The following is an 11,208-nucleotide window of genomic DNA, read 5'->3' on the forward strand; positions in this document are numbered from 1 at the left end:
TGCTAAGGTCGATGGCTTGATGAAACAAGCTCGGCCTTGCGCCGTGACGTCTCCAGCCCGATGGCGATGAAGCGGCGTGCATGCTGAGCCAGCTCCATATTGTCGGTCCACAAATTGCGCCAGATAGCGGTTTTCTTCGACAGGTTCTCGTCGACGATCTCCGACGAGAACGATTCGAAGCTGAGATCGTCGCTGTAGCCGATTGCGGTCAGCGCATCGAAGATCGCGGCAAAGTCGATGTTGCCGGTGCCAAGGAAGCCGCGATGGCTCTCGCCGATATGGACATAGCCGATCTTGCCAGCCGCGTGGCGGATAGCCAGCCCGACATCGGCCTCCTCGATGTTCATATGGAAGCTGTCGAGATGCAGGAAGATATTGTCGGAACCGGTGTCCTCGATGAAGGCCAACCCTTGCGCCGCGGTGTTGAGCAGATTGCTCTCGAAGCGGTTGACGATCTCGAGGTTGAGCGTGACGCCGGCGGCCCTGGCGGTCTCCGCGACCTTGGCGAGCGTTCCGGCGCTGCGGTTCCATTGATCGGGCGTCGGCGCCTGCGCCTGCAATCCGTGGCCGGTGCTGAGGATGCCGGCGACCTTCTGGCCACCCAGATCGCGGGTCAGCGAAATGGTATCATTGAGGATTTCGACGCCGCGCGCGGCAATCGTCTTGTCGGCGCTCGAAATGTCGCCGTCGGCCGGCAGTCCGATGCTGATCGCCACGCCGAGATCGAGGTCGGCGATGCGCTTGGCCAGCCCGCCAATGTCGACATTGGCAGGGTCGAGATAGGAGAATTCGATCAGGTCGAAGCCGGCCTCTTTGGTGTTGGCCAGCGTCCGTTCGAGGTCGCCTTGCGCCGAGCTTGCCGACCAGACGAAAGAATGGATTCCAATGCGCGACATAATCGTCTCCGGTTGCGCGGGAGCATCGGACCCAAAAGTGGAAACCGGTTTTGGGAGAATCCGATGCTCAAACAAAAAAACGGCGCGGCCGGTCATCCCGGCCGCACCAGCCTTGGGAGGCTTAGCGGGCTGCGGTCCAGCCCTTGTAGTCCTTCAGGTTCTCGGCCGTGATCAGCTGCGGGTCGAGCAGCACCGTCGCCTCGGCCGGCTTTTTGCCGGCGAGCACTTCAGCCGCCATCTGCAGCGATTGGCCAGCCATCACATAGGGGTCCTGCGAGGCCGAGGCCTTGATCATCGATGTGCCGGACGAGAGTTCCTTCTCGATATCGGGCGCGCCGTCGACCGCGGTGAAGATGAACTCCGAGCGGTTGAGCTGCTTGGCCGCAAGCTGGGCGCCGATCGCCGTCGGATCGTTGATGGCGAACACCGCGTCGATCTTGTCGAAGCGGGTCAGCAGCGACTGGAACACCTTCAGGCCGCCGTCGCGCGAGCCTTCGGCATTCTGGTCGTCGGAGAGGATCTTGATATCCGGGTGCTTCGCAAGCACGTCCTTGCAGCCCTTCACCCGCTCCAGGATCGACGACGATGCCGGGCCATTCAGGATGACATAGTCGCCCTTGCCGCCGGTATGGTCGACCAGATACTGGCAGGCCGCTTCGCCGGCCTTGACGTTGTTGGTCATCACGGTGACGTCGGCGCCCGGCGCCGAAACGTCGAACGCGGCAACCACGATGCCCGCCGCCTGCGCCTTCTTCACCGCCGGCGCGATCGCCTTGGCATCGACGGCGTTGAGCATGATCACGTCGACGCCGGCCGCTATGAACGAGTCGACCTGCGAGACCTGCTTGTTGAGGTCGTAGTCGGCCGACACCGACGTCACCTCGACGTTGGGGTTGATCTTCTTGGCCGCGTCTTCGATGCCCTTGATGGTTGCGACGAAGAACGGGTTGCCGAGCAGGCCGACTGAGATGCCGACCTTGTTCAGATCCTTGGCCGAAGCCGGTGCGATGGCGACGGCCGTAAGGGCAACGCCGCAGAGCAGTTTAGCGATGGTCTTCATTCTTTTCCTCCTGATGCCCCGCGCCTCTCACGGTGCGTTACATGAAACCGGTCGTTGACGCCGGCGACTAAGGTCAATCACGTTCTTGCTCCTGCCTGGAGCCTGTAGCGGTCGAGGGCGACCGCCACGATGATGACCAATCCCTTGATGATGTACTGCCAGATGTCCGAAACACCGGCCAAGATGAGCCCGTTGGAGAGCACCGCGATGATCAGGCCGCCGATCAGCGTGCCCCAGATCGAGCCGACGCCGCCGACGAAGCTGGTGCCGCCGAGAATGACCGCGGCGATGGCGTCGAGTTCGTACGACTGCCCAAGCTGCAGCCCATTGGCCGCGTAGAGCCGGGCCGCCGACATGGCGCCGCCAAGGCCGGCCAGGAGACCGGACACGCCATAGACGAAGAGCAGCACGAGCGGCACCTTGATGCCGGTGAGGCGGGCGGCCTCGGCATTGCCGCCGACGGCATAGATCCAGGTGCCGAGCACGGTGCGCTTGAGCACCAGCCAGGACAGCACCACGACCGACAGAGCGATGATGACGAGCCAGGGGATGCCGAACAGCGAACCGTTGCCGATGAAGTCGAACGGCAGGTCCGAGTTGAACACCGTGGTGTCCTGGCCGAGCAGGCGGGCGACGCCGCGCACGGCTGTCAGCGAACCCAGCGTGACGATAAAGGGCGGCAGCTTGATGTAGGCGACGAGCAGCCCGTTGATGACGCCGAAGCCGAGGCCGACCAGAATGGCCGCCGGCACGCCGAGCATGCCCCATTCCGGCACCAGCGACACCATCACCGCCACCATCGCCGAGGCGGCAAGGATGGCGCCGACGGACAGGTCGATGCCGCCGGTCAGGATAACGAAGGTCATGCCGGCCGCAAGCACGATGTTGATCGACGACTGCTGGGTGACGATCAGCAGGTTGGTCTCGGTGAGGAAGCGCGGGTTCATGAACTGGAAGCCGGCCGCCAAAAGGATCAGAACCGGCAGCATGCCAAGGGCGGCGAAGGCGGTGCGTAGCCGCCGGCTCCTGCCGACAGCCTGGTCGCCAGCGCTCATCTCGGTTGCCTTGTCGGTCATCGCTTGGCCGCTCCCGTTGCAAGTTCCATGATTGCTTCCTGACTGAGCGGCTGGCCTTCGGATGACGTCACCTCGCCAGCGATGGTGCCGTCGCGCATCACCAGCACGCGGTCGGCGACGCCGATCACCTCCGGCAGTTCGCTGGAGATCATCAGGATGGCGATGCCCTTCTTGGCGAGATCGTCGATCAGCCGGTAGATTTCCGACTTCGCCCCGACATCGACGCCGCGGGTCGGCTCGTCGAGGACGAGGACCCGCGGCTCGGTCTCGAGCAGGCGGGCCAGCAGCACCTTCTGCTGGTTTCCGCCCGACAGCGAGCCGGCATTGGCCTGCACCGACCGGGTGCGGATGGACAGGTCGGAAACGGCCTTGGCAGCGCGCCTCTCGGCCGTCGCGAAGTCGCGCAAGCCTCCGGCCCGCGCGTCCCTTGCGAGCACGCCCATGCTGATATTGTCGGAAATCGACATGTCTAGGAACAGGCCGAGCTCCTTGCGGTCTTCGGTGAGATAGGCAATGCCGGCATCCAGCGCCTCGCGCGGCGAGCCGATGGCTATCGGTTTTCCGTCGAGCTCCAGCGTGCCTGATGTGTGCTTATCGGCGCCGAAGATCAGCCGCGCGAGCTCGGTGCGGCCCGAGCCGACCAGGCCCGCCAGCGCCAGCACCTCGCCCTTGTGCAGGTCGAAGGAACAGTCCTTCAAAAGATTGCCGTCCGACATGCCCTGCACTGATAGCGCGATCGCGCGCTTGCTGTCCGGCGGGCGGTGATCCTTCTTGTAGAAGGCGGATAGGTCGCGGCCAACCATCATCGAGACGAGGCGCGAGGCGTTCAGATCGGCGCGATCGAGCGTGCCGACATAGCCGCTGTCGCGCAGCACGCTGACGCGGTCGGCAAGCTGGTAGACCTCTTCCATGCGGTGGCTGATGTAGATGATGGCGATGCCTTGCGACTTCAGCGTTGCAATGACCTCGAACAGCCTGTCCGTCTCGCGCGAGGTCAGCGAGGTGGTCGGCTCGTCCATGACGATGATGCGCGCGCTGGTCGACAGCGCGCGGGCGATCTCGACCATCTGGCGCTTGCCGAGCGACAGGCTGGAGACAAGCGCGCGCGCCGAGAAGGAGACGCCGAGCCGCGCGATGATTTCCTTGGCGCGCCGATTGCACTGGTCGCGGTCGACGATGCCGAACCGTCTCGGCTCGTTGCCAAGGAAGATGTTCTGCGCGACCGTCAGGTTGGGCGCCAGCGACAGCTCCTGATAGATGACGGCAATGCCGTTGGCGCGTGCCTTGATCGGGTCGCCGGTGGCGACCGGCGCGCCGTCGATCAAGATATCGCCGCCGGGGTCCGGCCGGTAGGCGCCGGATAGCACCTTCATCAGCGTCGACTTGCCGGCGCCGTTTTCGCCCATCAGCGCGTGCAGTTCGCCGGCGTGAGCGGTTAGCGACACATCCTGCAAGGCGCGGATCGGACCGAACGTCTTCGAGATATGCCGCATCTCCAGCACCGGCTGGCTCACTGTTTCGATCCGGGCCGCGGCGGTCATCGTGCACCTCCCGCTGCAGCATCAGCGACGCCTCGGTCGGTGGCGAGACTACGCCAGCTGTCGCGATAGCCGGCAAGCCCGGCGAAGCTTGATGCACGGACAGGCTCCGGCGCCTCGGCGGCGAACTCGCGTCCAACACTCTCGAACGCAAGAGCCGCCGCTCCGGTGGCGCTGCCCTCCAGCGTGGCGCCCTGCATGAAGGCCTGGCCGGGACGCAGCTGCGCCAGCAGGCTGGCGAGCAGGCCACCACTGTTCAGCCCGCCATCGACGATCACGGTGTTGTTCGAATGGATCAGGTCGAGACACAGATCGACCATTAGCGCGACATAGAGCAGCGCCACGGCCGCGCGCTCCTCCGCGTTGGGTGTGCGCCCGACCAGTTCGCCGGGATGGCCAGGCATCGGCCCACCTGGCGCGAAGCTGGGCAGCGCCATGATGCCGGCGTCGATCACCTGCTGTACCGAGGAGCGATCGATTGCGCCTTGCCAGCCCTCGCTGATGACAGCGAATTCGCGCCCGCCCATGAAGCGGACGGTCGGCACCGGGCCACCGTCGACATCGACATTGACCAGCATGTCGCGGTCGCGATCGAGCGCGTCGAGCGGGCAGTCCGGGTTGAGCACGACGACCCAGGTGCCGGTCGAGACGACAGTGACCGGGCCAAGCTCCTGCCGGCGATAGGCATAGAGCGCCGCATTGCTGTCATGGACACCGTTGTGGATGGCGATCGGCCGCGCCTTATCGCCGAAGCGCTGCTCGCCGATGACCGCGCCGGCACGCTCGAAGGCGGGCATCTTGCCGCGCCATCCCTCTGCGTCGACCAGCGAGGAGAAATCGCGCTTGCGCGGCGCCCACAGATGCGAGTGACAGCCCAGATACGACACTTCCGAGGCCGCCCGGCCGCCAAAGCGCCAGCTCCAGTACTGCGGATAGCCGAGGATCGACTTTGCCGCAGCGAACGCGCCGGGTTGCACCGCCTTCAGCCACAGCATGTGGCGACCATAGTTGAAGCCGAGCGGCAGATGCGGCGAGAAGGTCTCGGCAAAATCCGGAATGCGGCGATCGATCTGCGCGGCAATCTCGGCCGGCGGCTCCTGCTCGTAGTCGAGGATCGGATGCGTCAGCGCCGCATCGTCGACCAACGCAAAGGTGCAGCCATGGCCCGAAACCATCAAGCCCTCTATGCCATGATTGTCGACCGCGTCGTCGACGGCGCGAGCCGCCCAATCGTGAAGCGCTGGCTCGTCGAGCACGCTGAAGCCGCCTTTGCGTGTCCAGTTCGGCTGGGTCCGACGCTCGTCGAGGATCCGCCCGTCCTGATCGAAGACGAACAGCTTCGAGTTGGTCTTGCCGAAGTCGAGGACAGCCACCTTCATTGGATGGCTCCCGAGGCAGAGGCGATCCGCACCATGACGCCGGCGTCTTCCAGCATGCGCGCGTCAGCGTCGGACAGGTCTTCATCGGTGACCAGAGTGCCGATGCGGGACAAGGGCAGCGCGACGTTGCGCGCGTGGATCGACAGTTTGCGGCTGTCGGCCAGCACCACGATCTGGTCGGCGCATAGGCTGAGTTCGACGATGGAGCGGACCAGCAGCGGATGCGATTCCAGCAGGCCCTCCTGGCCGATGCCTTGCGCGCCGAGAAAAAACTTCGACGCATAGAACGGCACGGCTTGGGTGAGCGAATGGATGATGCCAGGCTCACGGTGCAGTTCGCCGCCGGCAATGGTTAAGCTGCAATGGCCGTGGTCGCTCAAATAGGCGATGAGGGGCATGGAGTTGGTGTAGAGCCGGATGTTGCGGTCGGCGAGCTTGGCGCCGAGATGGAAACAGGTCGAACCGCCATGCACGATGACGGCATCGCCATCGCGCACCATGGTCGCCGCGAGAGCGGCGATCTGCCGCTTGGCCTCGACCGCGAGATCGCGGTTTTCGTCATAGGGTCTGGCATAGGCGACGCCGGCTTGAGAAGCGCCATCGAGCGCCGAGATGCCGCCATAAACCTTCCGTGCTTCACCGGCCTCATCGATCTTGTCGATGTCGCGCCGCACCGTCGCAGCCGACACGCCGAGCCGCTCCTGCAGCTCGCGCACCGAGGCGAAGGGGCGATCCCGCAACAACTCGACGATCTGACGCTGGCGGCCGGAGTCGCTCAACGGATACCTCCCGAAAATGCCATTTTGCCACGGCAATTGGTGCAACTTACTCAACACACATCGGATTGCAAGCTCGATTTGACGAGATAAGATCACTATTGACGTAACTTACTCGCATCTGCGATACCAACGTCAACCATATCCCGGCAGCGGGACATCCAAAGCCGTGGCCACGCGGCCGGTTTGTGGAGGAATTCGATGGCAAACTATGCGGATGCGCAGGAATTGGCTGCTCTGCGGTCGCTTTCGGCCAGCATCGGGCGCGACCCGCATTTGACCCAGGCCGCGGGCGGCAACACTTCGCTGAAGGCCGGCGACACGCTCTGGATCAAGGCTTCCGGCACCTGGTTGAAGAATGCGCTCGCCGAGGACATCATGGTGCCGGTGGCGATCGCGCCGCTGCTTAAGGCTGTCGAACAGCGCGACCCGGCCGCCGATCAGCCGCAGGCGTTCGCCATCGAGGCGCTCAATGCCCGCAAGCTGCGTCCCTCGATCGAGACCACGGTTCATGCGCTGATGCCGCAGCGCGTCGTTCTGCATGTCCACTGCGTCGAAACCATTTCGCTTGCCGTGCAGGCCGACTGCGAGGCTCAGCTCGCCAAGCGCCTCGATGGGCTCGAATGGGCGTATGTTGCCTATCGCCGACCGGGCCTGCCGCTTGCCCAGGGCATTGCCGAGCGCCTTCGGCCAGGCGTCGATGTGCTGATCCTTGGCAATCACGGGCTGGTCGTCGCTGCCGAGACCGTCGCTGACGCCGAGGCACTGCTGCGTCGCGTCACAGGGCTGCTGGCGCGGCCACCGCGCGAGGTGGTGGAGCCCAACGTAGCGGCATTGACCGCGCTCATCGGACGCACCGGTTACAGGTTGCCGGCGGATATCGAAGCGCATGCGGCCGCGATCGATCCGGAAAGCTGCCGCATGGCGTCGGGAGGCAGCCTCTATCCCGATCATGTCATCTTTCTCGGCCAGGGTTCAGTCGTGGCGAGATCCGGCGAGGATGTGAAGTGTGTCACCGAACGGTGCGGCGCGGCACCCGCGGCAATCCTGTTTCCCGGGCTTGGCGTGCTGATGCGCGGCGACGCCGGTGCCGGCGCCGATGCCATGCAACGCTGCCTCGCCGACGTGACGGCGCGGGTCGACGTCGTGGCGAAGCTGAACTATCTGACCGCCGCCGAGAACGACGAGCTGATCAACTGGGACGCCGAGCAGTATCGCCAGAAACTCAATGCCGCCGGCGGCTGACATGGCGCGTTCAATCGACCAGCTTTCGATCGGCGTCGACATCGGCACATCAGGTGCGCGCGCCGTCGCCATGCGCCCGGACTTTTCGATTGCCGCGCGTTCCGCCGTTCCACTCGACAGATTTGGCCAGGATGCCCGCGACCCCTCGGTGTGGTGGTCAGCGGTCGGCGCGGCGCTGACGGAACTGCTTTCAGGCATCGATCGCGCGGCGGTCCGGTCGATTGCCGTCGACGGCACTTCGGGCACGTTGCTGCCGGTCGACGGCGCCGGGCGGCCGCTGGTCGAGCCGCTGATGTACAACGACAAAGTCGACGACGACGCGATCCTCGCCGTGATCGCGCGCGAGGCGCCGGCAACGAGCGCAGCACTTGGGCCAACGTCCGGTCTCGCCAAGGCGCTGTCGTTCCAGCGCCTGCCTGGCGTCGCCGCGGTGCTGCATCAGGCCGACTGGATCGCGGGGCAGTTCTCCGACCGCTTCGATATCAGCGACGAGAACAATGCCCTGAAAACCGGCTACGACGTCGAGGGCCGCCGCTGGCCGGACTGGATCGCGGCAACCGGCATGCGCATGGAATTCCTTCCCGATGTCATCAAACCGGGCGATGTGGTCGGAACGCTCGCCGCGAGCGCTGCGGACCTGTTCGGCCTGGAGCGTGACGTCGCCGTGGTCGCCGGGACGACGGATGGCTGCGCGTCGTTCCTGGCGACGGGTGCTGCGGCAGTTGGCGACGGCGTCACCGCGCTGGGGTCCTCGCTGACCATCAAGATCCTCTCCGACCGACCGATCTCGGCGCCGCAGTTCGGCATCTATAGTCACCGGTTGGGAGATGCCTATCTGGCGGGTGGTGCGTCGAATTCGGGGGGCAAGGTGCTGGCGCAGCATTTTCCCCTCGCGCGCATCATCGAGCTGAGTGCGGCGATCGACCCCACGACGGAGACGGGCCTCAACTATTATCCGCTTCCGGCGGTCGGCGAACGCTTTCCGATCGCCGATCCTGCTCTGCCGCCACATCTGACGCCGCGGCCTGCGGACGACGCCGACTATCTGAAAGCGATGTTGGAGGGCATTGCCGGGATCGAGGCGCTCGGCTATCGCCGGCTTGCCGAGCTCGGCGCCCCGCGACTGACGTCGGTCAGAAGCGTCGGCGGCGGTGCGGCAAATCCTGCCTGGACCGCGATCCGGCAGCGCAAGCTGGGCGTCGGTTTCCTGCCGGCGCTTTCGGACGAGGCGGCCGCCGGCACGGCGCGGCTGGCGCTGATGGGCGCAATCGAAGCGGGGCTTTTGTGAGCACGAAAACAGTTGAGCATCTAGACGGCATCGGCGCGCTGGTTGAGCGCTATCAGGTGTTCCTGCTCGATCAGTTCGGCGTGCTGCACGATGGCACCAATCCTTATCCGGGCGCCGTGGAGGCATTGTCGGCGCTGAAGCGCGCAGGCAGGACGATTGTGCTGGTCTCGAACTCCGGCAGGCGGGCACGGCCCAACGAGGCCCGCTTGCTGAAGCTCGGCTTCGAACCAGGAAGCTGGGATCAATTTGTCTCTTCCGGCGAGATCGCGTGGCGATCTTTTCACGAAATGGCGAAATCCGGAAAGCTGCGCCCAAACACCAAGTGCCTGCTGATCAGCAGGGAAGGCGACCGCTCGGCGATTGAAGGTCTGTCTTTCGCGTTGACCAGCGACGGCGACGATGCCGAGCTGGTGCTGATCGCCGCCAGCGAGGGCGATCGCTACGATCTCGAGCATTATCGCAGACTTTTTGAACCGGCAGCAATGCGGCAGGTGCCATGCTTCTGCACCAACCCCGACAAAATCATGCTGACGGCAGTGGGGCCTCGTTTTGGCGCCGGTCAGCTTGCGGATCTCTACGAGAGCCTCGGCGGCAGCGTCACCCGTATCGGCAAGCCCTACACGCCGATCTTCGATGCAGCGCTGGCGCTGGCGGGCAACCCGGACCGCAGCACCGTGGTCTGTGTCGGCGACAGCGTCGAACACGATATCGCCGGTGGAATTGGCGCCGGCGTGGCGACTGCGCTGGTCTTGTCCGGAATATTGGCAGACACCCCTGACCTGGCCGATCTTTTCGATGGGCTGAACGCATACCCGGATTACACGACAGATCTTTTCAAGTTTGCGGATTGAGCTCGGTGATCTCCCAGGGTTGAGCGCTGCCCGGTGATTGTAATGTCGGTCGTGGTGCTTTCGGTGGCGTAGCTCTTTGGCTGCCGTTGCCAGTTCACATCTGGTTGGTCGGAGGCTATTGATCCTGCATGCGTGATTTTCAACTCCCTGGGCGGTCGCCGGTTCGTGCGACAGAAGCGATGGCCGCGACATCACACCCGTTGGCGACGCTGGCGGCGGTCGAGATGCTGCGGTCCGGCGGCAACGCAATGGACGCAGCCGTGTGCGCGGCTGCGGTGCAGGCAGTCGTCGAGCCGCAATCGACCGGTATCGGCGGCGACTGTTTCGTCCTTTACTGCCCCAACGGCCAAGGCGAGGTCCTGGCCTTCAACGGCTCGGGCCGCGCACCTGCAGCAGCGACGGCTGAGTGGTATCTGGACAGGGGGCATGACGCACTGCCTGAATCAGGTCCGCACGCGGTTACCGTGCCGGGGGCCATCGACGCCTGGTGCCGGCTGCTCGAGGATCACGGCAGAAAGGGCATCGACGCCGCGCTGGCGCCCGCCATACGTTACGCCGAGCAGGGCTATGTCGTCCAAGACCGCGTCGCCTTCGACTGGGCTGACAGTGCTGCCTTGCTGGCCGCCGACGAACATGCCGCGCGGATTTTTCTGCCGGATGGAAAGGCGCCGCTGGCCGGCGAGCTGCACCGACAGCCGCAACTGGCCGACACCTTACGCATCGTGTCGCGCCGCGGTCGTGCCGGCTTCTATGAAGGCGAGGTTGCCGACGACTTGGTGTCGCGTCTGCGTGCTCTCGGTGGGCTGCATGCGCTCGACGATTTTGCGGCCACGAAGGGCGACTATGTCAGGCCGGTCGGCACGTCCTACCGGGGCTACGATATCCATCAGATGCCGCCGAACAACCAGGGGCTGACGGCACTGATCATGCTGAATGTGCTGTCGGGCTTTTCGCTCGGCTCGCTGGAACCGAACGGCGCCGAGCGCTTTCACCTCGAGATCGAGGCGGGGCGGCTTGCCTATCAGGACCGCGACAATTTCATCGGCGACCAGAACCAGGTCCATGTCCCCGTGCAGCAGTTGTTGTCCAGATCCCATGC

The 11,208-nt window shown here is 64.8% G+C and carries 10 protein-coding genes; 4 read left to right on the plus strand and 6 right to left on the minus strand.

Features of this window, described 5'->3' with window-relative positions; all coding sequences use genetic code 11:
* Positions 1-2 precede the first annotated feature (2 nt).
* The 6 genes from EOC93_RS21750 to EOC93_RS21775 all read right to left on the minus strand — a co-directional run bounded on the left by EOC93_RS21750 (position 3) and on the right by EOC93_RS21775 (position 6,728).
* The gene (locus EOC93_RS21750) at positions 3-896 is read right to left on the minus strand and encodes a sugar phosphate isomerase/epimerase (protein ID WP_127205654.1); all 894 of its coding nucleotides are present in this window, start codon (positions 894-896) and stop codon (positions 3-5) included.
* A 121-nt stretch (positions 897-1,017) separates the two neighbouring features.
* The gene (locus EOC93_RS21755; protein ID WP_095488203.1) at positions 1,018-1,956 is read right to left on the minus strand and encodes an ABC transporter substrate-binding protein; all 939 of its coding nucleotides are present in this window, start codon (positions 1,954-1,956) and stop codon (positions 1,018-1,020) included.
* Positions 1,957-2,033: 77 nt separating this feature from the next.
* Positions 2,034-3,032, minus strand: coding sequence for a ribose ABC transporter permease (locus tag EOC93_RS21760; RefSeq protein WP_095488204.1), 999 nt, complete (start codon positions 3,030-3,032; stop codon positions 2,034-2,036).
* Entirely contained in the window at positions 3,029-4,573 is a 1,545-nt protein-coding gene (locus tag EOC93_RS21765) for a sugar ABC transporter ATP-binding protein (RefSeq protein ID WP_127205655.1), read from the minus strand. Before EOC93_RS21765 ends, EOC93_RS21760 begins: the two co-directional genes overlap by 4 nt.
* Positions 4,570-5,949 carry an FGGY-family carbohydrate kinase gene (locus EOC93_RS21770; RefSeq protein ID WP_095488207.1) on the minus strand — a complete coding sequence of 460 codons (1,380 nt, stop codon included), beginning with the start codon at positions 5,947-5,949 and terminating at the stop codon, positions 4,570-4,572. Before EOC93_RS21770 ends, EOC93_RS21765 begins: the two co-directional genes overlap by 4 nt.
* Complete coding sequence (locus tag EOC93_RS21775) at positions 5,946-6,728, minus strand: DeoR/GlpR family DNA-binding transcription regulator (protein WP_095488209.1); 783 nt, start codon at positions 6,726-6,728, stop codon at positions 5,946-5,948. The genes EOC93_RS21770 and EOC93_RS21775 overlap by 4 nt, the downstream gene beginning before the upstream one ends.
* 198 nt (positions 6,729-6,926) lie before the next feature.
* Here EOC93_RS21775 and EOC93_RS21780 point away from each other — a divergent pair, with 198 nt between their 5' ends.
* The 4 genes from EOC93_RS21780 to EOC93_RS21795 all read left to right on the plus strand — a co-directional run.
* Positions 6,927-7,970: a class II aldolase/adducin family protein gene (locus tag EOC93_RS21780; protein ID WP_095488211.1), complete on the plus strand. Its 1,044-nt coding sequence runs from the start codon at positions 6,927-6,929 to the stop codon at positions 7,968-7,970.
* 1 nt (position 7,971) lies between these two features.
* Positions 7,972-9,258: an FGGY-family carbohydrate kinase gene (locus EOC93_RS21785; RefSeq protein ID WP_095488465.1), complete on the plus strand. Its 1,287-nt coding sequence runs from the start codon at positions 7,972-7,974 to the stop codon at positions 9,256-9,258.
* Positions 9,255-10,109, plus strand: coding sequence for a TIGR01459 family HAD-type hydrolase (locus tag EOC93_RS21790; protein ID WP_095488213.1), 855 nt, complete (start codon positions 9,255-9,257; stop codon positions 10,107-10,109). The genes EOC93_RS21785 and EOC93_RS21790 overlap by 4 nt, the downstream gene beginning before the upstream one ends.
* Positions 10,110-10,288: 179 nt before the next feature.
* Positions 10,289-11,208: gamma-glutamyltransferase (locus tag EOC93_RS21795; RefSeq protein WP_245461508.1), on the plus strand; the 920-nt coding region annotated here is incomplete at its 3' end.

This window comes from Mesorhizobium sp. M6A.T.Ce.TU.002.03.1.1 (assembly GCF_003997275.1).
Taxonomy (GTDB): domain Bacteria; phylum Pseudomonadota; class Alphaproteobacteria; order Rhizobiales; family Rhizobiaceae; genus Mesorhizobium; species Mesorhizobium mediterraneum.